We start from the raw sequence: 22,821 nt of genomic DNA on the forward strand, positions 1-22,821 counted from the left end.
TGGCCGAGCGTCGTCGCGGCGGGATGCTCCTAGACCCCGCTCCCGGTGCGCACCGGTTCCTTCCCGGCCTTGAGGCGGGCCGGCAGGGGCCGGGGCCAGAGCGCCAGATACACCGCCCCGCCGACCGCACCCGACAGCAGGAAGCTGCAGTCCACGCCGCCGGTCAGGGCCAGCAGCGGACCCTCGTACGACGGCAGCGACACCGCCAGCACGCCGACCAGCGCACCGGCCGCCCAGGAGGCGGTGGCGCGCGGGTTCCAGCCGGCCCGGTACCAGTAGATCCCGCCCCGGGAACGGCGGTTGAAGACCTGCAGGGCGTCGGCGTCGTACACGCCCCGGCAGCGGACGAAGCCGATGAGGGTGATGACCGCCCACGGCGTGCCGATGGCGGTGAGCAGGAGGACGAAGGAGGTCATCGCGGACTGCGCGTTCCAGGCGTAGTGGCCGACGAAGACGCAGGCCGTGGCGACGACGGCGACCGTGTAGGTCGCGCGGGCACGCGAGGCCCGGGGCAGGATCGCGTCCAGGTCCAGGCCCATGGAGTACAGCATCAGGCCCGCGTTGCCGACCGAGCCGGCGGAGGCGGACAGCAGCAGCGGGACCAGGTACCAGGTGGGGGAGGCCGCGACCAGCGGACCCGCGTAGTCGCCGGCCGCGTGGGCCGCGTACGCCGTGAAGGTGCCGAACAGCTGCGGCACCAGCAGGCCGAGGATCAGGCCGAGCCAGGTGGCGTGCAGCACGCGGCGGCTGGAGTGGCGGGCGGGGGAGACGTAGCGGGTGTAGTCGCCCAGGAGGGTGATGAAGGCGATGGGGCCGGACAGGCCCGCCGCCACCGCCGCGAGGCACCAGGTCGGCCAGAAGGAGCCCAGCAGATACCCGCCCGCGTCCGGCAGCGCCGCGGTGGTGAAGTGCGGGGCGTAGGCGAGGATGCCGAGGGCCAGCAGGGCCGTCATGCCGACGGCCAGCACCCGGGACATGGCGAGCAGCACCCGGTAGCCGTAGACCGCGCCCGCGACGGTCGCCGCGGCGAGCACCGCGTAGACGAGGGAGTACGACACCCCGTCGGCAGGCACTCCGAAGAGCCGGCCGAGGACGCTCAGCATCACGTCCCCGCCGATCCACACCGTCAGCGCGGTGTAGCCGAGGGCCAGCAGCAGGCCCACCACCGAGCCGACCAGCCGGCCCCGCACCCCGAACTGGGCGCCGGAGGAGGTGGACAGGTTGGTCGCCGTGCGCAGGGAGACCAGCGCGAGCGGGGCCGTGAACAGCGTGCCGACCAGGGTGCCCGCGACGATCGCGCTGACCGACGCCCACCAGCCGAGCCCGAAGGACGGCGGCAGCCAGCCGAAGATGATCACTCCGAGGCAGAGGTTGGAGCCGAGCAGGATCGAGACGAGGTCACGCGGACCGCTGGTCCGCTCCTCGTCCGGGATGGTGTCGACTCCGTGCTGTTCTATCGGCATGGCTGGGTCTCCTTCGACGGCCGCCTTGAGTTTGAGCGACGTTCAATGTGACGCGTAGCCCGGCCGTCGGTCAATGCTTCTGTTTAACCGACATTGCGTTTAGAGTGGTGCTCTAACTGATGGAAGGCAAGGAGGCGCCGCGTCGTGAGACTGACCCCCACGGAACGTGACCGGCTGCTGCTCTTCGGGGCCGCCGAGCTGGCCCGGGCCCGCCGTGCGCGCGGCCTGCGGCTGAACGTGCCGGAGGCGACCGCGCTGATCGCGGACACCGTCTGCGAGGCCGCCCGGGACGGCAAGCGGCTCACGGAGGCCATCGAGGCGGCCCGGTCGCTGCTCGGCCCCGAGGACGTGCTGCCGGGCGTCGCCGACGTCGTCACCGAGGTGATGGTCGAGGCCGTCTTCGACGACGGTTCCCGGCTCGCGGTGGTCTCCGACCCCATCGGCGGCGGTCTGGGCGAGGACGCTCCCGGTGCGCTGCTCCCCGGCCCCGAGCACGCCGACCCCGAGCCGGTCGTCCGGCTCCGCGTCACCAACACCGCTACCGTGCCGGTCTCCGTCACCTCCCACTTCCACTTCTTCGAGGCCAACCCGCGCCTGGACTTCGACCGCTCGGCCGGCTACGGCATGCGGCTCGCGGTACCCGCCGGGTCCTCGGTCCGCTTCGGGCCGGGCGAGAGCGAGGAGGTCGGGCTCGTCCCGATCGGCGGCGAGCGGATCGCGATCGGCTTCGCCGGACTCGTCGACGGGCCGCTGGACGCGCCCGGAGCGAAGGAGGAGGCCCTGCGCAGGGCGGCGGCCTGCGGATATCTCGGAGTCGCACCAGCGGGTGCGCCGGAAGGAGGCGAACAGCGATGAGCCGCTCGAGGGGACGAGAGATCAGCCGGGCGATCCACGTCGACCCGCACGCCTACGCGGCCACCCACGGTCCCCGCGCCGGCGACCGCATCCGCCTCGGCGACTCGGGCCTCACCGTCCGAGTCGGGTCCGACTCCCAGCGCTACGGCGACGAGTTCCTGGCCGGATTCGGCAAGACGGCCCGCGACGGACTGCACCTCAAGGCCGCCGCCGTCCGCGAGACCTGTGACGTCGTGATCAGTAACGTCGTCGTGATCGACGCGGCCCAGGGCATCCGGAAGGTCTCCATCGGCATCCGGGAAGGCCGGATCTGCGCCATCGGGCGGGCGGGCAACCCGGACACCCTCGACGGAGTGGACGTCGTCGTCGGTACCGGCACCTCCATCGTGTCCGGCGAGGGGCTGATCGCCACCGCCGGGGCTGTCGACACGCACGTCCACCTGCTGTCACCGCGGATCATGGAGGCCTCCCTCGCCTCCGGCGTGACGACGATCATCGGGCAGGAGTTCGGCCCGGTGTGGGGCGTCGGCGTCAACTCCCCCTGGGCGCTGCGCCACGCCTTCAACGCCTTCGACGCCTGGCCGGTCAACATCGGCTTCCTCGGCCGTGGTTCGTCCTCCTCGGACGCGCCGCTGATCGAGGCGCTCGCCGAGGGCGGTGCCTCCGGCTTCAAGGTGCACGAGGACATGGGCGCCCACACCCGGGCGCTGGACACCGCCCTGCGTGTCGCGGAGGAACACGACGTCCAGGTGGCCCTGCACAGCGACGGGCTGAACGAGTGCCTGTCGGTCGAGGACACCCTGCGGGTCCTCGAGGGCCGCACGATCCACGCCTTCCACATCGAGGGCTGCGGCGGCGGACACGTGCCCAACGTGCTGAAGATGGCCGGCGTCCCGAACGTCATCGGCTCCTCCACCAACCCGACCCTGCCCTTCGGCCGGGACGCGGTCGCCGAGCACTACGGCATGATCGTCTCCGTCCACGACCTCAAGCCCGACCTGCCCGGCGACGCGGCGATGGCCCGCGACCGGATCCGCGCCGGCACGATGGGCGCCGAGGACGTGCTGCACGACCTGGGCGCGATCGGCATCACCTCCTCCGACGCGCAGGGCATGGGCCGCGCGGGCGAGACGGTCCGCCGTACGTTCGCCATGGCCGGGAAGATGAAGGCCGAGCTGGGCCCGATGGAGGGCGACGGCGAGGGCGACGACAACGCCCGTGTGCTGCGCTACCTGGCCAAGCTGACCATCAACCCGGCCATCGCGCACGGCCTCTCCCACGAGGTCGGCTCGATCGAGGCGGGCAAGCTCGCCGACATCGTGCTGTGGCGCCCGGAGTACTTCGGCGCCAAGCCGCAGCTCGTCCTCAAGGCCGGCTTCCCGGCGTACGGCGTGGTCGGCGACCCCAACGCGGCCACCGACACCTGCGAACCGCTCGTACTGGGCCCGCAGTTCGGCTCGTACGGCGCCACCGCCGCCGACCTCTCGGTCGCCTTCGTGGCCCAGGCCGCCGTGGACCAGGGCAACGACACGATGCCCACCCGGCGCCGGAGGGTCGCCGTGCGCGGTACGCGCGGCATCGGCCCCGCCGACCTGCGGCTGAACGCCCGCATCGGAGCCGTCGACGTCGACCGGCGCACCGGCCTGGTCACCCTCGACGGCGACCCGCTCAGTTCCGCGCCCGCCGACTCCGTCTCCCTCAACCGCCTCTACTTCCTCTGACCCCGGCCCCATGGCCTCCCGGACCCAAGGACCCCGACAGATGACCACTCCCGCCGCCGACGGCTTCCGCATGCCCGCCGAGTGGATCCCGCACGAGCGCACCTGGATGGCGTGGCCGGGCCCCAACCCCACCTTCGACGACCCGGACGACCTCGCCGCCTCCCGCAGCGCCTGGGCCTCGGTCGCCCGCGCCGTCCGCCGCTTCGAGCCGGTGACGGTCGTGTGCGGCCCCGGCCGGTCCACCGAGGCGCGGGCGCTGCTCGGCCCGGACATCGACACCGTGGAGCGGGACCTGGACGACGCCTGGATGCGGGACATCGGCCCCACCTTCCTCACCGACGGCAAGGGCGGACTGGCCGCCGTCGACTGGACGTTCAACGGCTGGGGTGCCCAGGACTGGGCCCGCTGGGAGCACGACGCCAAGATCGCCGCGTACGTCTCGGACCTCGCGGGCGCGCAGACGTACGCCTCGAGGCTGGTCAACGAGGGCGGTGCGATCCACGTCGACGGCGAGGGCACCGTCCTGCTCACCGAGACCGTGCAGCTCGGCCCCGAGCGCAACCCGCACTGGTCGAAGGAGGAGGTCGAGGCCGAGATCCACGCCCACCTCGGCACCAGCAAGGCGATCTGGCTGCCGCGCGGCCTGACCGGCGACTACCCGCCCTACGGCTTCGGCACCCTCGGCCACGTCGACATCGTCGCCGCCTTCGCCCGCCCCGGTGTCGTGGTCGCGCACCACCAGCCGGACCCGGCCCACCCCGACCACGAGGTCAGCAAGGAGGTCATCGGCCTCCTGAAGTCCGCGACCGACGCGCGCGGCCGCGCCCTGGAGGTCGTCGAGGTGCCCGCCCCGACCGCCCTGGAGGCCGACGGTCACTGGGCCGACTACTCCTACATCAACCACTACATCTGCAACGGCGGCCTCGTGCTGTGCGGCTTCGACGACCCCCGCGACGAGATCGCCGCCGGGATCTTCCGCCGCCTGTTCCCGGAGCGCACGGTGACGCTGGTGGATGCACGTACGATCTTTGCGGGTGGGGGCGGCATCCACTGCATCACCCAGCAGCAGCCGAAGGCATGAGTACGTAGGAGTCGGGATGGCCGGTGCGGCACGGACGCGGAAGAACGCGCCGCCGCGCGAGGAGGTCCTCGCCGCCGCCATGGACATGATCGCCGAGCGCGGTCTGGAGAAGCTCACCATGGCGGCGCTCGGCCGCGAGGTCGGGATGAGCAGCGGCCATCTGCTCTACTACTTCCACTCCAAGGACGAGCTGCTGCTGCAGACCCTGGAGTGGAGCGAGGGCCGGCTCGGCGCCGAGCGCGGCCGGCTGCTCACCCGGGCCGAACCGGCCCGCGACCGGCTGGCCGTCTACGTCGACCTGTACGTCCCCGACGGTCACCGCGACCCGCACTGGACGCTCTGGCTGGAGGTCTGGAACCGCTCGCAGAACGCCGACGACGACGCCCGCGCCCGGCAGGCCGCCATCGAGGGCGCCTGGCACCGCGACCTGGTCGCGCTGATCGCCGAGGGCGTCTCGCGCGGCGAGTTCCGCCGGGTCGACGCCGACCGCTTCGCGGCACGGCTGCGTGCGCTGCTCGACGGCTTCTCCATCCACGTGGCGATCGGTTTGCGCGGCACCGACCGCGACCAAGTGCTCGCACACGTACGGGAGTTCATCGCCGACGCACTCCTGCCCGACCGCACGGCAGCTCCCTAGGGGCGCCCAGAGGAATCGTTCACTCCGGCGCCGGGCAGGTAACGGCGCATGGGACGACAACACTGGAAGAAGATCTGGGTCGGCTCGGCGGGCAACATGGTCGAGTGGTTCGACTGGTTCGTGTACGCGAGCTTCGCCACCTACTTCGCCGGCGCCTTCTTCCCGAGCGGCAACCCCAGCGCCCAGCTCATGAACACCGCGGGGATCTTCGCCGTCGGGTTCTTCATGCGCCCCGTGGGCGGCTGGCTGCTGGGCAGGGTCGGCGACCGCAAGGGCCGCAAGGCGGCGCTGACCCTGACCGTCACGCTCATGTCGGCCTCGGCCGTGCTCATCGCCGTCGCCCCGACCTACGCGGTGGCCGGCTACGGCGGCGCGCTCGTGCTGCTCGTCGCACGCCTGCTGCAGGGCCTGTCGGTGGGTGGCGAGTACGCGGCCAGCGCCACCTACCTCACCGAGGCCTCCGACCCCCGCAACCGCGGCTTCGCCTCCAGCTTCCAGTACGTCTCCATGACCGCCGGCCAGATCGTCGGCCTGGGCCTGCAGATCATCCTCCAGCGCACCATGTCCGACGACGCCCTGCACAGCTACGGCTGGCGCATCCCCTTCGTCGTCGGCGCGCTCGGGGCGGCCGTGATCTTCTATCTGCGCCGGAACATGCTGGAGACCGAGGTCTACGAGGAGGACACCTCGCACGCCGGGGAGCGCGGCACCCTGCGCGCCCTGTGGCAGCACAAGCGGGAGGCGTTCCTGGTCATCGCCCTCACCATGGGCGGCACGGTCGCCTACTACACGTACACGACCTACCTGACGAAGTACCTCTCCAACTCGGCGGGCCTGCCCAAGAAGACCGCGACCCTGGTCTCGTTCACGGCGCTGATCGTCTTCGCCTGCCTCCAGCCGCTCGCGGGCCGCCTCTCGGACCGCATCGGCCGCCGCCCGCTGCTGATCACCTTCGCGGTCGGCTCCACCTTCCTCACGGTGCCGATCATGACGCTGCTGAGGCACGCGAACGGCTACTGGTCCGCCCTCGGCCTCGCTCTCCTCGCGCTGATCGTGGTCACCGGCTACACGTCCATCAACGCCTGCGTGAAGGCCGAACTCTTCCCGACCGGTGTGCGCGCGCTCGGTGTCGCCCTGCCGTACGCCATCGCCAACGCCCTCTTCGGCGGCACCGCCGAATACGTCGCCCTCTGGTTCAAGAACGCCGGCGCCGAGTCCGGCTTCTACTGGTACGTGGCGGGCTGTGCCGCGGTATCCCTTGTGGTCTACGTCACCATGCGGGAGACGAAGGACCTGGATCTGGCCAGGGTGCGGGCGGCGGAGGCCTCCGGGGAGTCCAGCGTGGCGACCGCATCCTGAGACGGGCGGTGAGCCGGGGGCGGGGCTGTGCCAGACTTCCCCCGTGCTCTCGTTCGCCATGATTATTGGCAGCAGGCGCGCCGGTCCGCAGTGACCACCTCGTACGAACAGATGCGGGTGGCCACCGTCGTCCTCGACCCGCGCGCAGACCTCTCGCACCCGCGAGGGGTTTTTTCGTTTTCCGGCCCACCTGCAGCCGGCAGCGGAGCGCGAGGGAGTATTGGGGGGACGGTGGAGCCGGTCATTCCGGTAAGACCGAAGATCCACAACAGGAGTCTTGAGACCATGACCGAGACGGCAACCAACGAGCTCGACGACTCGTTCCACGTCTTCGACACCACGCTGCGCGACGGCGCGCAGCGCGAGGGCATCAACCTCACCGTCGCGGACAAGCTCGCCATCGCACGGCACCTGGACGACTTCGGCGTGGGCTTCATCGAGGGCGGCTGGCCCGGCGCGAACCCCCGCGACACCGAGTTCTTCGCCCGCGCGCAGGCGGAGATCGACTTCAAGCACGCCCAGCTGGTCGCCTTCGGCGCCACCCGCCGCGCCGGCGCCAAGGCCGCCGACGACCCCCAGGTCAGGGCGCTCCTGGAGTCCGGTGCCCCGGTGATCACCCTGGTCGCCAAGTCGCACGACCGGCATGTGGAACTGGCGCTGCGCACCACCCTCGAGGAGAACCTCGAGATGGTCCGCGACACCGTGTCGTACCTGAAGGACCAGGGCCGCCGCGTGTTCGTCGACTGCGAGCACTTCTTCGACGGCTACCGCGCCAACCCCGAGTACGCCAAGGCGGTCGTCCGCACGGCCTCGGGGGCCGGCGCCGATGTCGTCATCCTCTGCGACACCAACGGCGGCATGCTGCCCGCCCAGGTCCACGCGGTCGTCTCCACGGTCCTCGCCGACACCGGCGCCCGGCTCGGCATCCACGCCCAGGACGACACCGGCTGCGCGGTCGCCAACACCCTGGCCGCCGTCGACGGGGGCGCGACCCACGTGCAGTGCACCGCCAACGGCTACGGCGAGCGGGTCGGCAACGCCAACCTCTTCCCGGTCGTCGCGGCCCTGGAGCTGAAGTACGGCAAGAAGGTGCTGCCCGAGGGCCGGCTGCGCGAGATGACCCGCATCTCCCACGCCATCGCCGAGGTCGTCAACCTCAGCCCCTCCACCCACCAGCCCTACGTCGGCGTCTCCGCCTTCGCGCACAAGGCCGGCCTGCACGCCTCCGCGATCAAGGTCGACCCGGACCTGTACCAGCACATCGACCCCGAACTGGTCGGCAACACCATGCGCATGCTGGTCTCCGACATGGCCGGCCGTGCCTCGGTCGAGCTGAAGGGCAAGGAACTCGGCATCGACCTGGGCGGCGACCGCGAGCTGGTCGGCCGGGTCGTCGAGCGCGTGAAGGAGCGCGAACTCAAGGGCTACACCTACGAGGCCGCCGACGCCTCCTTCGAACTGCTGCTGCGCGCCGAGGCCGAGGGCAGGCCGCTGAAGTACTTCGACGTCGAGTCCTGGCGGGCCATCGTCGAGGACCGCCCCGACGGCACCCACGCCAACGAGGCCACCGTCAAGCTGTGGGCCAAGAGCGAGCGGATCGTCGCCACCGCGGAGGGCAACGGCCCCGTCAACGCCCTGGACCGGGCCCTGCGCGTGGCGCTGGAGAAGATCTACCCGCAGCTCGCCAAGCTGGAGCTGGTCGACTACAAGGTCCGCATCCTGGAGGGCGTGCACGGCACCTCCTCCACCACCCGCGTGCTGATCTCCACCTCCGACGGCTCCGGCGAGTGGTCCACGGTCGGCGTGGCGGAGAACGTCATCGCCGCGTCCTGGCAGGCCCTGGAGGACGCGTACACGTACGGCCTGCTGCGGGCGGGCGTGGCGCCGGCGGAGTAGGCACAGTGGGTGTGTGACCCCAGACGACAGTGATCTTCTGAGCCGGGCCCGCGTCGCGACCCGGCTGCCCGCCGGGGACCTGCACCGGGCCCGGCGCTTCTACGCCGAGAAGCTCGGCCTGGAACCCGTGGACGAACGCCCCGGCGGGCTGCTGTACCGGTGCTCGGGTGTGGACTTCGTGGTCTTCCGGTCGACGGGGACCTCGCCCGGTACCTTCACCCAGATGGCCTTCGAGGTGGACGACATCGAGGCGGCCGTGGCGGAGCTGCGGCGCCGGGGCGTGGTCTTCGAGGAGGTCGACGCGCCCGGGTTCCGCACCCGGGACGGCATCGCCGAGGTCGAGGGCAACTACCCGAGCAAGGGCGCGCGCGGCGAACGCGGCGCGTGGTTCCGCGACAGCGAGGGCAATCTGCTGGGCATCGGCGAACCGATCCGCTAGCCCGCCCACGACGCCCGCCCGATGGTGCCGAACCGGTGTCAGGGCGCCCGCCAGATGTTGTCGAACGCCAGGTTCTCGATGCGCCGCCGCTCGCGCACGGCCTCCAGCTCGGTCACCGCGTCGCCGACCGCCAGGAGCACGGTGTCGACCGCCTCGTCGCCGACCGCCTCGTCGCCGGGTTCCTCGGCGGGCCGGTCGTCCTGGATGCCGAGGGTGGAGGCGAGGCCGGCCAGGACGGGCTCGTGGGACCACCAGCGGTCGGCCGCGTGCCGCCGGGCGGGGGTGTCGGCCCGGGGGGCGTCCCTGTCGCGCAGCGCCGGCCAGCGCCGGTGCTTCCCGGTGAGCTGCCCCTCGGACTCCAGGACGTCCCGGTAGGCCGTGGCCAGCCCCTGCCCGCGCCGCCACAGCCAGTCCTCGACCCTCTCGTACGGCTCGTGCCGGACGAGCGAGGCCCCCGCCTCGTCCAGCAGCCGGTCACCCGTGGTCAGCGTCGGCCCCGGCACGATGCGCTCGCCCTCCAGGGTGAGGGCGCGCGCGGTGAGGAGGTCGATCAGCTCGGCCCCCGCGAGCGCCAGCGCCAGGTCGCCCTGCTCGATGGGACGGTCACCGGGGACGTCCAGGCTGACGAGGAACAGATCCTGCGGTGTGGTCATACGGGCCTCCAGGGCGGTGGGCTCGCGGACGTGCCAGGACGAGGGGCCGGTCCGGCGGGCCCCGCCGCTTCCCTCATCGTCCCCCAGCCGCCGGGCGGCCGCCGCTCAGCAGGAGTCCCCGGCGAGCCTCTCGAACGCGTCGCGGCTCATCGTACGGCCGTCCGCCCGGACCTGGCCGGGCTTCAGCCGCCGGATCTGCTCGGTGGTGAACTCCACGACCCCGTTGTAGGAGTCGCCGCTGACGTAGTGCGCGAACCCGAGGACGTAGTCGTGCCGGGGCAGCAGCTGCTGCTTCCCGCGGTGCCGGGCCCGCCAGCTCTCGGGCGGGCGGAAGAGGGGGAAGTCGGCATCTCCGTGCAGCCCCTCCGTCCGCGCGTCCCACCCGGTGGTCACGGGGCCGTTCCCGGCACCGCGCTCGCGCCCGTCCAGGTGCGGGCCCTGGTAACCGTCGTCACCGCACGGCCGGAACACCGCGTACGGCGTCCCGTCCGTGCCGACCCGCACCCCCGCGAGCGGCAGATCCACGGCGGCGCAGCCGCCGAGCAGCAGCATCCCGCCGACGACTCCCGCCGCCACGGCCCCCGTACGTCTCATGTCCGCCCTACTGCAGTCGCCACTTCTGGTTGGCGGCGCCGGTGCACGACCAGATCTGTGCCCGTGCCCCGTTCGCCGAGGAGTTGTCGGTGACGTCGAGGCACTTGTCGGCCGCCGTGTTCACGACATCACCGGTGGTGGCGTTGTACGACCACTGCTGGGCACCGGTTGAGTTGCAGTCGTACAACTGCGCCTTGGCCCCGTCCGCCGTCGCGCCCGAGACCACGTCCAGGCACTTGCCGAGCGCCCGGACCGACCCGTCGGCCTGGACGGTCCACTGCTGGGCCGTGCTGCCGTTGCAGTCGTAGAGCTGCACCGCCGTGCCGTTGGCGCTCGAACCGCCCGCGACGTCCAGGCACTTGCCGGCCAGGCCGGTGAGGGAGCCGGTCCGGCTGCCGCCGCCGGACTGGCTGCCGGACCAGGTGAAGGTGGCCGAGGTCTTGCCGGGCAGCGAGTAGGTGGCGTGCTGCGAGCCCCAGTCGATGGTGACCGTCTTCGCCGACGACGAGTCGTTGTAGGCGATCAGCGCCTTGCTGCCGTCGGGGTTGCGCCAGGCCACGTTCGGCACCGCGGCGGACGCCGTCGAGGCGATCCGCTGGGCGCCGGGCCGGACGAACTTCGTCAGGTGGCCCATGGTGTAGTACTCGATCGTGTAGTCGACCGTCCCGCTCGCGCCGTCCCCGTTGTGCACGGTGATCAGCCCGGTGCAGGTGCCGCAGCCGCCGTTGTGCGGACCCATGTTCTGGTCCACCGCCAGCGACCACTTGGTCACCGACTTCGCCCAGTTGCGCGTGTAGTCGATGATGTTCGACATGTCCTCGCGCTGCTGGTCGGCGATCCAGGTGCCGCCGGAGTGCTCGGTACCGAAGGCGTCCAGCGCCGGGTACTGGTTGTGCACGGTCGTCTGCTTGGTGACGTCACCGCCGTAGCCGTGCCAGGCGATGCCGCCGAAGTTCGGATGGTTGCGGACCGCCGCGTCGTCCACCGTCTGGGCGGCGTAGGAGTCGTAGACGTCCCAGTTCCAGTCGTGCGCCAGCACCTTCGTCGTCAGACCCGCCGCCTGGAGCTTGGGCAGCAGCTCACTCTTGGTGAAGTACGCCAGCCCGCTCGCGTTCCAGCTCATGGACGGATAGCCGGAACAGCAGGTCGGCTCGTTCTGCGCGGTGACGTACGAGACGTTGATGCCCTGGTCCTTGTACGCCTGGAGGTACTTCACGAAGTACGAGGCGTACGCCCCGTAGTCCTCCCCCTTCAGCCACCCGCCGTTGAGGGAGCCGCTGTCCTTCATCCAGGCCGGTGCCGTCCACGGCGAGGCCAGCACCGTGAGGGAGGGGTTGAGCTGGAGCGCCTGCCGGGTCAACGGGACGACGTCCGCGAGGTCGTGCGCGATGGAGAAGCCGCCGAGACCCGGGTCGGTCCGGCCGGCCGGTACGTCGTCGTACGTGTAGCCGTACCGTGCCAGGTCCGAGGCGCCCATCGGATTGCGCAGGAACGACAGGCCGATGCCGTCCGCCGGCGAGAACAGTTTGCGCATGGTCGCGTCCCGCGTCGCCTGGGACAGTGCCCCGCTGGTGTTCATCAGCCAGGCCGCGGTGTCCGTGAACGACGCGCCGCCGCCGGTGAAGGTCTGGTAGCGGGTGTTCTCGTCCACGGTGATGTTCTCGCCACCGCCGCCCGCCCCGGACTGGAAGGCGAACGGTGTCTGCGCCTGGAGTCCGCGGACGACATGCCGTCCGGCGGAGTCGTCCGTGGTGGTGAGCCAGGCCGTGACCTGCTCACCGGCCGCGTGCGCGGAGGGGACGCCGAGGGTCGTGAGCCCGGCGGTGGCCAGCAGGCCGGTGAGGAGCAGCCGGGCCGTGCGCGAGGAACTTCTCATGGTGCGTCGCCCTTCTGGGGAGAGCCAACGTGCCTGGTGTGGGGGGAGGTTGTGCTCCGACCGCCTGACATGCCGTCTTGACGGGTCTGCGAGCCCCCAGTTAACTCATGACGTGAGCTAAGCCCTGAGTGAACCATGAGAGCCGAGGGAAGGTCCATGCGAAGAACCGCCCTGCTCGCCTCCGCCGCACTGCTCGCCGGTCTGCTGCCCTGGGCGACCGCACGAGCCGCGGACGACCCGGCACCTGTCCCGATCGACCGTTTCGAGGGCGAGGTCCCCTTCGCCTCCCAGCCCGCCGAGGGCGTCTTCACCTGGGGAGGCGACGCCGACGACCCGCCCGCCCTCCAGCTCGCGCAACGCCCCGACGCCCCCGAGGGCGGCAAAGTCCTCACCGGCACCTACGACATCAGCGGCTACGGCGGTTTCACCCACGACTTCGCCGCCACCGAACCCGCCCACGACTGGTCGGCCCACCGGGGCGTCCGCTTCTGGTGGGACGGCCGGAACAACGGCAGGAAGATCGCCTTCGAGATCAAGGACGGCGGCGCCCACGGCGAGGCCTCGGAACTCTGGACGACCTCCTTCACCGACGACTTCACCGGCTGGAAGCAGATCGAGATCCCCTTCACCGACTTCACCTACCGCACCGACTACCAGCCCGTCGGCGGCATCGACCACGTCCTCGGCCTCCAGCAGATGTGGGGCTACGCCGTCACGCTCCCGGCCGGCGCCAAGGGCGACTTCGCCCTGGACGACGTGGAGTTGTACGGCCGGGCCGACCAGTCGCTGCACGCCTCCGTCACCACCGACGCGGCCGTCCACCCGGTCCAGGAGGGCGGCACCGCCAAGGTGCGGGTCACCCTGGCCACCACCGGCTCCGCACCGGTCGACGAGCCGGTGACCGTCCGCTACGAGACGAGCGGCGGCAGCGCCGAGCCCGGCAAGGACTACGCCCCCGTCTCCGGCACCCTCACCTTCCCGGCGGGCACCGCGTCCGGCACCACGCGGACCATCGAGGTGCCCACCCGCAGGGACCGGACGGCCGAACCCGCCGAGACCATCCCCCTCCAGCTCACGGTCACCGGCGCGAAGGCCCCCGCCGAGACCCCGCAGATCGTGATCGACGCACACGGACTGCCGTACCTCGACGCCGGGTTGCCGGTGCGCAAGCGGGTCGCGGACCTGCTCGGCCGCATGTCCCTGGCGGAGAAGGCCGGCCAGATGACCCAGGCCGAGCGCGGCGCGCTCACGGCCCCGGGGGACATCGCCACCTACGCCCTCGGCTCGCTCCTGTCGGGCGGCGGCTCCACGCCCACGCCCAACACGCCCGAGTCCTGGGCGAAGATGATCGACGCCTTCCAGGTCCGCGCCCAGGCGACGCGCTTCCAGATCCCGCTGATCTACGGCGTCGACGCGGTCCACGGCCACAACAACCTGTCCGGCGCCACGATCATGCCGCACAACATCGGCCTCGGCGCGACCAGGGACCCGCGACTCGCCTACCGGACCGGCTCGGTGACGGCGGCCGAGGTCCGCGCCACCGGCATCCCATGGGACTTCGCCCCCTGCCTGTGCGTGAGCCGCGACGAACGCTGGGGCCGCTCCTACGAGTCCTTCGGTGAGGACCCCGCCCTCGTGGAGTCCATGGAGACCGTCATCCAGGGCCTCCAGGGGCGCGCGGACGGACGGGACCTGAGCCGCGACGACAAGGTGCTCGCCACGGCCAAGCACTTCGTGGGCGACGGCGGAACCGGGTACGGCTCCTCGACCACCGGCACCTACACGATCGACCAGGGCGTCACCAAGGTCACCCGCAAGCAGCTGGAGGACATCCACCTGGCCCCGTACCGCACGGCCGTCGACCGGGGGATCGGCACGGTCATGCCGTCGTACTCCTCCCTCGACATCGTCGGCGACGGCAAGGGCGCGGTGAAGATGCACGCCCGCGGCGACATGATCAACGGCGTGCTCAAGGACCGTCTGGGCTTCGACGGCTTCGTCATCAGCGACTGGAACGCCATCGACCAGCTCCCCGGCGACTACGCCTCCCACGTCCGCACGTCCGTCGACGCGGGCCTGGACATGATGATGGTGCCGTACACCTACAAGGACTTCACCAGCACGCTCGTCGACGAGGTGAGGGCCGGCCGGATCAGCGAGGACCGGGTCGACGACGCCGTCTCCCGCATCCTCACCCAGAAGTTCCGGCTGGGCCTCTTCGAGCACCCCTACGCCGACACCACCGGCGCCGCCGCGATCGGCTCCAGGGCCCACCGGGAGGTCGCCCGCGACGCGGCCGCCGCATCGCAGGTGCTGCTGAAGAACAAGGGCGGGGTGCTGCCCCTGAAGAAGAGCGAGAAGGTCTACGTCGCCGGATCCAACGCCGACGACATCGGCAACCAGACCGGCGGCTGGACCCTCACCTGGCAGGGGTCCTCCGGGGACATCACCCCCGGCACGACCATCCTCCAGGGCCTGCGCGCGGCGGGCGGGCACGTCACCTACTCCAAGGACGCCTCGGCTCCGACCGGCGGCTACGACGTCGGCGTGGTGGTCGTCGGTGAGACCCCGTACGCCGAGGGCGTCGGAGACGTCGGCAACGGCCACGACCTCCAGCTGTCCGCGGCCGACAGAGCAGCCGTGGACAGGGTGTGCGCGGCCATGAAGTGCGCGGTGCTCGTCGTCTCCGGCCGCCCGCAGCTCATCGGCGACCGGCTGGACCGGATCGACGCCCTGGTGGCCTCCTGGCTGCCGGGCACCGAGGGCGAGGGTGTCGCCGACGTCCTCTACGGCGAGCGCCCCTTCACCGGACAGCTCCCCGTCACCTGGCCCAGGTCCGAGTCGCAGCTCCCGATCAACGTCGGCGACGCGTCGTACGACCCGCAGTTCCCCTACGGCTGGGGGCTGACCACCCGCACCACCGTCCCGCGAGGCGGTCCGGCCACGCTGCGGGAACTGGGCGCGCGGGCGGTGACGGCCGAGCGGACCGGTGCCGACCGGACCGGACGCGAGCTGGTGACCAGGGCCCGCCTGCTGGTGCAGCGGAAGGTGGGCGAACGGATCACGGCGGCGGTGGCGAAGCCCTTCGCCGACGCCGACCACCTGCTGCTGACCGGCCGGTACGGGAAGGCGGTGGAGAAGCTGGTGGAGGCGTACCGGGCGGCGTAGCCTCCGGCCGACCGCCTTGCACGACCAGTACGGGAGGCTTCGGGTACTTTCGAAGTATGAAGGCCGTCCTGCGGACCCGAAGCCTCCCGGCGCTGCTGCTGGCCGCCCTCGCCCTGGTGGTGGCGACCACGTTCGCACCCCACGCCAGCGCCCGGACCGGCATCTCCACGATCGCCCAGGCGCTGCGCGAGAGCCCGGTCTACGTCGACCCGGCGGCCTCCGCCCAGCTGTCGAAGCCGGACGCCGACGCGCTGGCGAAACGGATCAAAGCCGCGAACAAACCCCTGTTCATCACGGTGCTCCCGGCCGGCTACCCGACGGCGAACCTGTTCTCCGACCTGCGTGCCGCGACCGGCATCACCGGCCTGTACGGCATCCGCCTCGGTGACCGTTTCGACGCCCGCGCCGACTCCTCCGTCATGTCGCCGACGGCCCGGCGGAACCTGGTGGGCAGCGTGCGGGGCGAGGACGCCAAGACCCAGCTGACCGACTTCACCGACCGCGCCCTGGCCAACATGGGCGGCCACGCCCCGAAGAGCTGGGGCGCCTCCTCCGGCTCGGGCGGCGGCGCGTCGAGCACGGCGCTGATCACGGCGGCCGTGGTGGTGGTGGCCGGCGGCGCGGGTGCGTACGCGCTGGTCCGCCGGGGCCGCCGCCGGGGCGAGGAGGAGCAGCGGGCCGCCCTGGACCGCCTGCGGGTGGTGGTGGACGAGGACATCACCGCCTTCGGCGAGGAACTGGACCGGCTGGACTTCCAGCCGTCGGAGCCGGGTGCCGACGACGCGATGCGCGCCGACTACACACGTGCCCTGGACACCTACGAGACGGCGAAACAGCGCATGGCCGAGGCGCGCAGGCCGGAGGACGTCCGTACGGTCACCGAGGCCCTGGAGGACGGCCGCTTCTCCCTCGCCCGGCTGGCCGCCCGTCGCGAGGGCCGCCCGCTCCCGGAACGCCGGCCGCCGTGCTTCTTCGACCCCCGCCACGGTCCCTCCGTCACCGACGCCACCTGGACCCCGCCCGGTGGCGCCCAGCGCCAGGTCCCGGTCTGCGCGGCCGACGCCACCCGGCTGGCCGACGGCCGCGACCCGGTGGTCCGCGAAGTCGACACGGACTACGGCCGCCGCCCCTACTGGGACGCCGGCCCGGCCTACGGCCCCTGGGCGGGCGGCTACTTCGGCGGCGGCATCCTCCCCGGCCTGCTCGTCGGCACCCTGCTCGGCAGCATGATGGCCACACCGGCGTACGGGGCGGACTACGGCACCGGGTACGGGGACTTCGGCGGCGGTGATTACGGAAGCGGCTACGAGGGCGGTGACGTCTCCGGCACCGACTTCGACTCCGGGGACTTCGGAGGCGGCTTCGGCGACGGTGGCGGAGGCGGCTTCGACGGCGGCGGAGGCGGGGGAGGGGACTTCGGCGGGGGCTTCTGACCCCCTAGACGCCGTTCAGGAACTCGCTCCACGTGGCGGGGGAGAGGGTGAGGATCGGACCAGCGGGAACCTTGGAGTCGCGGATGTGGACGGCGGCGGGGTGGGCGGCGACCTCGACGCAGTCGCCGCCTTCGTTGCTGCTGTAGCTGGACTTGTGCCAGGTGTAGGCGAGTTCGAGGCAGTTGCCGCCCTCACTGCTGCTGTAGCTGGACTTGAACCATGCCAGTGCTGCGGTGCTCATGACTCTCCTAGCAGTCCCTTCAGGAGGCATTCGCTCTCTTCGCAGGAGAGCGCCTGAGACCGCAGCATCGCATACTTGTGGTGGTAGTAGCTGACCTCTTCCGGGTCATCTACGAGGAAACTGGCGCGCTGGACTTCCAGGTAGACCAACCGTTCGTGCTCCGGAGTCTCAAGCAGCACCATCGGTCCACCCAGTGCCGCATGAGGCGTCTGCTCCATGGGCACAATCTGGACGCTCATCTGAACCGGCCGGGTGAACTCCAGGATCTGACGGATCTGCTGGCGTAGGACTTCCGGACCGCCCACCGGCCGCCGCAAAATGGCCTCCTCCAAGATGAAGTGGCCCACGGGCGGTTGCTCTCGCTGCCAGATTAACTGCCGCTCCATGCGAGCCTGGACCCATTGATCGGCCGTCTCGCTGCCCAGCGCCGGATACCGGTAGTCGAAGACCGCCCGGCAGTAGTCCGGCGTCTGAAGGAGCCCCGGAACGACCAGGGTCTCGTACGTCAGGAAACTGACCGCCTCCTGCTCGTGATCCACCAACCCCTGAGCGAACTGAACGATCCGATCCCGAACGGGCAGCTTCTCCAGAAGTACCGTCAACGCCCCGCCCGTCTCCAGCACCTCATCGAACTGCTCGGCGCGATACGGCTGAAGGGCCAGCCGCCCCTGCTCGATGGAGGCCACGGTGTCGACGTGGAGGTGCACGTGCTCGGCTAACGCCTCCTGCGAGAGGTGCGCCTTCTTCCGGTAGTGCGCGACCAGCGCGCCGACCGCCTGCCAGGTACTGACTTTCTTGGGCATGCGTGTGCCATTCCCCCGTACCCCACGGACGTCCTCGTAGTGGAGTCGTAGAGCCCGTCTCTACGACCTCACCCAGTGGTCCACCGTAGTCACGCACCGTGACCCTCGTCGCATGAACCAGGAAATCCAACTCCTAGGAACGCGGGTGGCGTTCTTCCGGCGGGACCGCAGGTCGGTCGGGTCGGCGCGGCAGTTCACACGGGCGGTGCTGACGGACTGGCGGCTGCGGCGGCGCGCGGAGGACGTGTTGCTGTGCGTCAGCGAGCTGGCCACCAACGCGCTGCTGCACGGTGTGCCGCCCGGCCGGGGTTTCTCCGTCCGGCTCGATCTCGCGCGCGGCGAGGACCGGCTGCGGATGGAGGTGCATGACAGCGGCCCCGGTACCGTCCGGCTCCGGGAGGCGGATCCGGAGTCGGAGGGCGGCCGGGGCCTGCTGCTCGTGTCGGCGCTGGCGGACAAGTGGGGGGTGGGGGAGCGGAACCCGGGCAAGTTCGTGTGGTGCGAGTTCGACGCTCCTCGGTGAGGAACCACCCGGCGGACGTGTCCGCGCGGCCGGTCCGCCGGAGGCTCACGCGTTCTTGATCGCGGAGATGTCGAAGTTCAGCTTGATCTTGTCGGAGACGAGCACGCCGCCGGTCTCCAGCGCGGCGTTCCAGGTCAGGCCCCACTCGGAGCGCAGGATCTCGGCCTTGCCCTCGAAGCCGACGCGCTCGTTGCCGAACGGGTCCTTCGCGGCGCCGTTGAACTCCAGGTCGATGGTGATCGGCCTGGTGACGCCGAGGAGGGAGAGGTCGCCGGTGACGCGGTAGTCGTCGCCGCCCAGGGCCTCCGCCTTGGTGGACCGGAAGGTCATGGTCGGGAACTCGTCGGTCCTGAAGAAGTCGGACGACTTCAGGTGCCCGTCACGGTCGGCGTTGCCCGTGTCGATGCTCTCCATCCTGATGTCCAGCGTGGCGGTGGACTTGGCGGGCTCGTCGCCGTCCAGGTGCAGCGTGCCGGTGAAGTCGTGGAAGCCGCCCTTGACGTTGGTGACCATCGCGTGCCGGGCCACGAAACCGATCGTCGTGTGGGCCGGGTCGATCGTGTAGTCGCCGGTCAGCGCGGCCAGGCCGGGGCCTGCGGCGGTCGGCGCCGCAGTGGTCGCGGGGGTGCTGTCCTTGCGGCTGAAGATGCCCATGTCGTGCTCCTTGTTGAACGTTAAACGAACTCGGTGACTCCGACAGTAATCCCATTTCGTTCGACTTTCAACAGCATCCGCAGTGTGTTGTCGAAGTAGCGCACAGTTACCCCACACGGCCTCTGGCGGACGCGCGTAGAACTCGGGCACCATCTGCGTGCACCACCTGCACAGCCGACCCGAAGGAAGCACGGCCGACCGCAGGAAGGTCCCCATGAAGGCCAACAAGGTCATGAAGCTCCGCTCCTGTCTGACCGCACTCGCCCTCGTCGTCGCCCCCGGCATCGCCGTCGTGGGCACCGCCACCGACGCCTTCGCCGTCACCAAGATCAGTCACGCGACCGCCACCCAGATGTTCCGTGACGTCGGCATCACCTGGTCGTCCTCCGGCAACTGCTCGGACCGGAACAACTCCACCTGTACGTCCTTCGACCAGCTCAACCTCGCCACCGCCCAGGGCGCCCAGACCCTCAAGCGGGCCAGCGGCTGCGCCCTCAACATCACCGGCGGCACCGAGACCGGCCACGCCTCCGGTACCTACTCCCACTGGAACGGCTACAAGCTCGACTACGGCAAGAACACCTGCGTGACGTCGTACATCAAGAACAACTTCGGCTACATCGGCCTGCGCGGCGACGGCGCCCCGCAGTACAAGTCCGGCTCCGGCAACATCTACGCCGACGAGGGCAGCCACTGGGACGTCCTCTACTACAACTGCGGCGGCTGCTGAGCCGGCGGGGGAGGGCGGTGGCCGGTCCCGTGGGCATGACCCGACGCGCGCTACTGCTGGCCGCCGCCCTCGTCCCCACCCTGGCGCCCCGCGCCCGCGCGGCCGACGATCCCTACGACCTCCTGCGCCGCCGCTGGCTCGACATCGCCCTGGGGGCGGGGTTCGACCCGGGCGCCGAGCCGTACGCCTCCCGTCTCGCCCAACTCGGCTCGCTCGCCCGCGACGTCAGCCGCACCATGGTTCCCGCGGCCACCTCCCTCTGGCCCGGCCACCCCTTCGACCCGCCGTCCGGAATCACCTTCAGCTACGGCCGCCTGTGGACCATGACCCAGGCCTACGCCCAGCCCGGCACCGGTTCCACCGCCGACCCCGCACTCCTCGCGGACGTCCTTCGCGGCCTCGACCATCTCAGCGCCACCGTCTACCACCCGGCCACCACCCGCTACGGCAACTGGTGGGAGTGGCAGATCGGCAGCCCCCGGCTGCTCATGGACATCACGGCCGCCCTGTACGAGCGGCTGGGTGACGCCCGGATCGCGGCCGCCTGCGCGGCCGTCGACCACTTCATCCCGGACGAGATGCTCACCGACTACTCCGGCACCTCCACCGGCGCCAACCGCGTCGACCTGTGCCGGTCCGTCGCCCTGCGCGGGCTCCTGGGGCGGGACGCCGGACGCCTCCTGCTCGCCCGGAACGCCCTCTCGCCGGTCTTCCCGTATGCCACCGAGGGGGACGGGCTGTACGCAGACGGTTCGTTCGTCCAGCACACCTGGGTCGCCTACTCGGGGACGTACGGCCAGGTCCTGCTCGACGGCCTGGGACGGCTGTTCGCCCTGCTCGCCGGGTCGCCGTGGGAGGTCACCGATCCCGCCCGGCAGCACATCCTGGACGGCGTCGAGCACGCCTACGCCCCCCTGATCCACGACGGGCTGGTGATGGACTGCGTCAACGGCCGTGCCATCAGCCGGGGTCACCTGCGCGGCGACGACCTGGGGGTGATGCGCGGCGACCACTACCACGGGCAGGCACTCGTCGCGGCCATCGCCCTTCTCGCGGGTGGCGCGAGCCAGGCGGAGCGGGAGCGTTGGTACGGCCGGATCAAGGGGTGGATCGAACGGGACACCGTGGTGCCGTCCCTGACCGCCCGCCAGTTCGGGGTGGCCGATCTCGCCCGGCTGCACGCCGTCGCCGAGTCGTCTGTCCCCGCGGCCCCGGAATCCCCCGGCCACCGTCTCTTCCCGGCGATGGACCGTGCCGTCCACCGCGGGCGCCGCTTCACCGCCGCCCTCTCCATGGCCAGCGACCGTATCGCCCACTACGAGTGCGGCAACGGCGAGAACCCGCGCGGCTGGCACACCGGGTCCGGAATGCTCTCCTGGTGGCCGGAGGGCCGCAGCGACCAGTACACGGACTGGTACTGGCCCACCGTCGACTGGTACCGGCTGCCCGGCACCACGGTGTCGGCCAGACGGCTGGCCGACCGGGCCGGCGGTGAGTGGGGCGCACCCAGGCCGGACGTCCGCTGGGTCGGCGGCACCACGGACGGCACGTACGCGGCCGTGGGCCAGCACCTCAAGGGCCTCGGCTCCACCCTGGAAGCCCGCAAGTCCTGGTTCTTCCTGCCCGACGCCGTGGTCTGTCTCGGCGCCGGGATCAGCTGCGCCGACGGTGTCCCGGTCGAGACGGTCGTGGACAACCGCAACCTGGGCGAGGGCGGCACGCAGTCCTTCGTACGCGCCCGGCGGTGGGCCCACCTGGAGGGGCACGGCGGGTGGCTGCTGCCGCGCGGGGGCGATCTGCGCACCCTTCGCGAGGACCGCACCGGTGCCTGGGCCGACATCAACACCGGCGGTGCCGACGAGCGCCGCACCCGGCGCTGGCAGACCCTGTGGCTCGACCACGGCACCGATCCGGCCGGAGTCGGCTACGTCTACGTCCTGCTGCCCGGGGCCTCCCGCGCGGAGACCGCCGCCCGGGCCGCCGACCGTCACTGGCTGTCCGTCCTGGCCAACGACGGCACCTGCCAGGCCGTCGCCGTACCCCGCCTGGGGCTGACGGCCACGAACTTCTGGCGGATCGGTACGGTGGGAGACCTGACCGTGTCGGCGGGAGCGAGCGTGCTCGTCGTGCGCCGGGGCCGGACGGCCACCCTCCGCGTGAGCGAGCCGCCCCGCACGGGTGAGCCGCTGGAGATCGTCTGGGACCACCCCGTGCGCGCGGTGAACCGGGCCGACGACAGCGTGGTGGTCCTGTCGGCGGACCGCCGTCTGAGGGTCCGTGTCACTCCGGGGAGGGCATGTTCCACCCACGAATGTGAGGTGGCTCTCAGGTGACGGCTTTGTGACACACCTACAACACTCGGGCCGTCTGAGCAGTCGGAACGGCTGCACACGGCCGCGGTTCTGTTCACTGGCACCAGGAAAACGGGCCGGAGACTGTACGGAGTCGACGGCTCGCTTTCCTTGGTGTCCTTCGTAAGGTCGCTACATGACCGTTTTGGAAGAGACGACGGGTGAGCCGACCAGCGAGCCGACGGACGCGCGCGGACGGGTCGCCGAGCTGCACGAGATTCGTGCACACGCCGTGGCGGGCCCCAGCGAGAAGGCGACCGAGGCGCAGCACGCCAAGGGCAAGCTGACGGCGCGGGAGCGGATCGAGCTGCTCCTGGACCCGGGGTCCTTCCAGGAGGTCGAGC

At 71.2% G+C, this 22,821-nt stretch carries 20 protein-coding genes; 13 read left to right on the plus strand and 7 right to left on the minus strand.

From position 1 onward, the window contains the following. Positions 1-29: 29 nt before the first annotated feature. A complete protein-coding gene (locus AC07C1_RS31530) occupies positions 30-1,463 on the minus strand; it encodes a cytosine permease (RefSeq protein ID WP_478944533.1) in 1,434 nt (477 codons plus the stop codon). Positions 1,464-1,607: 144 nt separating this feature from the next. On the opposite strand from AC07C1_RS31530, the gene ureA reads away from it, so the two are divergent. The 7 genes from ureA (at position 1,608) to AC07C1_RS31565 (ending at position 9,451) form a co-directional block, all read left to right on the plus strand. Next, positions 1,608-2,318, plus strand: a complete 711-nt coding sequence (ureA, locus tag AC07C1_RS31535) for an urease subunit gamma (RefSeq protein WP_478944535.1) — start codon at positions 1,608-1,610, stop codon at positions 2,316-2,318. Further along, positions 2,315-4,039 carry an urease subunit alpha gene (locus AC07C1_RS31540; protein WP_478944537.1) on the plus strand — a complete coding sequence of 575 codons (1,725 nt, stop codon included), beginning with the start codon at positions 2,315-2,317 and terminating at the stop codon, positions 4,037-4,039. Before ureA ends, AC07C1_RS31540 begins: the two co-directional genes overlap by 4 nt. 40 nt (positions 4,040-4,079) lie before the next feature. Continuing rightward, positions 4,080-5,120 carry an agmatine deiminase family protein gene (locus AC07C1_RS31545; protein WP_478944539.1) on the plus strand — a complete coding sequence of 347 codons (1,041 nt, stop codon included), beginning with the start codon at positions 4,080-4,082 and terminating at the stop codon, positions 5,118-5,120. Positions 5,121-5,136: 16 nt separating this feature from the next. Further along, positions 5,137-5,757, plus strand: a complete 621-nt coding sequence (locus tag AC07C1_RS31550) for a TetR/AcrR family transcriptional regulator (protein ID WP_478944541.1) — start codon at positions 5,137-5,139, stop codon at positions 5,755-5,757. Between the two features lie 48 nt (positions 5,758-5,805). Further along, positions 5,806-7,116 carry an MFS transporter gene (locus tag AC07C1_RS31555; protein WP_478944543.1) on the plus strand — a complete coding sequence of 437 codons (1,311 nt, stop codon included), beginning with the start codon at positions 5,806-5,808 and terminating at the stop codon, positions 7,114-7,116. Between the two features lie 285 nt (positions 7,117-7,401). Further along, the gene (gene cimA, locus AC07C1_RS31560) at positions 7,402-9,012 is read left to right on the plus strand and encodes a citramalate synthase (RefSeq protein WP_478944545.1); all 1,611 of its coding nucleotides are present in this window, start codon (positions 7,402-7,404) and stop codon (positions 9,010-9,012) included. A 13-nt stretch (positions 9,013-9,025) separates the two neighbouring features. Then, positions 9,026-9,451 carry a VOC family protein gene (locus AC07C1_RS31565; RefSeq protein ID WP_478944547.1) on the plus strand — a complete coding sequence of 142 codons (426 nt, stop codon included), beginning with the start codon at positions 9,026-9,028 and terminating at the stop codon, positions 9,449-9,451. Positions 9,452-9,489: 38 nt separating this feature from the next. Here the strand turns inward: AC07C1_RS31565 and AC07C1_RS31570 are convergent, their stop codons facing one another. The 3 genes from AC07C1_RS31570 to AC07C1_RS31580 form a co-directional block, all read right to left on the minus strand. Then, entirely contained in the window at positions 9,490-10,104 is a 615-nt protein-coding gene (locus AC07C1_RS31570) for a GPP34 family phosphoprotein (RefSeq protein WP_478944548.1), read from the minus strand. A gap of 105 nt (positions 10,105-10,209) precedes the next feature. Next, positions 10,210-10,698 (minus strand): hypothetical protein, encoded by a 489-nt coding sequence (locus tag AC07C1_RS31575; RefSeq protein ID WP_478944550.1) that lies wholly within the window; start codon positions 10,696-10,698, stop codon positions 10,210-10,212. A gap of 7 nt (positions 10,699-10,705) precedes the next feature. Then, complete coding sequence (locus AC07C1_RS31580; RefSeq protein WP_478944552.1) at positions 10,706-12,574, minus strand: ricin-type beta-trefoil lectin domain protein; 1,869 nt, start codon at positions 12,572-12,574, stop codon at positions 10,706-10,708. A gap of 156 nt (positions 12,575-12,730) precedes the next feature. Between AC07C1_RS31580 and AC07C1_RS31585 the strand changes: the two genes are divergently transcribed. Further along, positions 12,731-15,742, plus strand: a complete 3,012-nt coding sequence (locus tag AC07C1_RS31585) for a glycoside hydrolase family 3 protein (protein ID WP_478944554.1) — start codon at positions 12,731-12,733, stop codon at positions 15,740-15,742. A 56-nt stretch (positions 15,743-15,798) separates the two neighbouring features. Continuing rightward, complete coding sequence (locus tag AC07C1_RS31590) at positions 15,799-17,175, plus strand: hypothetical protein (RefSeq protein ID WP_478944556.1); 1,377 nt, start codon at positions 15,799-15,801, stop codon at positions 17,173-17,175. A gap of 4 nt (positions 17,176-17,179) precedes the next feature. Here AC07C1_RS31590 and AC07C1_RS31595 read toward each other — a convergent pair whose 3' ends face one another. Together AC07C1_RS31595 and AC07C1_RS31600 are read right to left on the minus strand one after the other, a co-directional pair. Beyond that, entirely contained in the window at positions 17,180-17,416 is a 237-nt protein-coding gene (locus AC07C1_RS31595) for a DUF397 domain-containing protein (RefSeq protein ID WP_478944558.1), read from the minus strand. Continuing rightward, on the minus strand, positions 17,413-18,219 hold the full coding sequence (locus AC07C1_RS31600; RefSeq protein WP_478944560.1) for a helix-turn-helix domain-containing protein: 807 nt from the start codon (positions 18,217-18,219) through the stop codon (positions 17,413-17,415). The genes AC07C1_RS31595 and AC07C1_RS31600 overlap by 4 nt, the downstream gene beginning before the upstream one ends. 112 nt (positions 18,220-18,331) lie before the next feature. On the opposite strand from AC07C1_RS31600, the gene AC07C1_RS31605 reads away from it, so the two are divergent. After that, on the plus strand, positions 18,332-18,742 hold the full coding sequence (locus tag AC07C1_RS31605; RefSeq protein WP_478944562.1) for an ATP-binding protein: 411 nt from the start codon (positions 18,332-18,334) through the stop codon (positions 18,740-18,742). Positions 18,743-18,787: 45 nt separating this feature from the next. Here the strand turns inward: AC07C1_RS31605 and AC07C1_RS31610 are convergent, their stop codons facing one another. Next, entirely contained in the window at positions 18,788-19,396 is a 609-nt protein-coding gene (locus AC07C1_RS31610) for a YceI family protein (RefSeq protein WP_478944564.1), read from the minus strand. Between the two features lie 214 nt (positions 19,397-19,610). On the opposite strand from AC07C1_RS31610, the gene AC07C1_RS31615 reads away from it, so the two are divergent. The 3 genes from AC07C1_RS31615 to AC07C1_RS31625 all read left to right on the plus strand — a co-directional run. Next, entirely contained in the window at positions 19,611-20,126 is a 516-nt protein-coding gene (locus AC07C1_RS31615) for a hypothetical protein (RefSeq protein WP_478944566.1), read from the plus strand. A gap of 35 nt (positions 20,127-20,161) precedes the next feature. Continuing rightward, complete coding sequence (locus AC07C1_RS31620; RefSeq protein ID WP_478944574.1) at positions 20,162-22,459, plus strand: polysaccharide lyase 8 family protein; 2,298 nt, start codon at positions 20,162-20,164, stop codon at positions 22,457-22,459. Between the two features lie 154 nt (positions 22,460-22,613). Continuing rightward, the coding region (locus AC07C1_RS31625) for a carboxyl transferase domain-containing protein (RefSeq protein ID WP_478944568.1) at positions 22,614-22,821 on the plus strand (208 nt) is incomplete at its 3' end.

It is taken from the genome of Streptomyces sp. NPDC045022, from assembly GCF_056432605.1.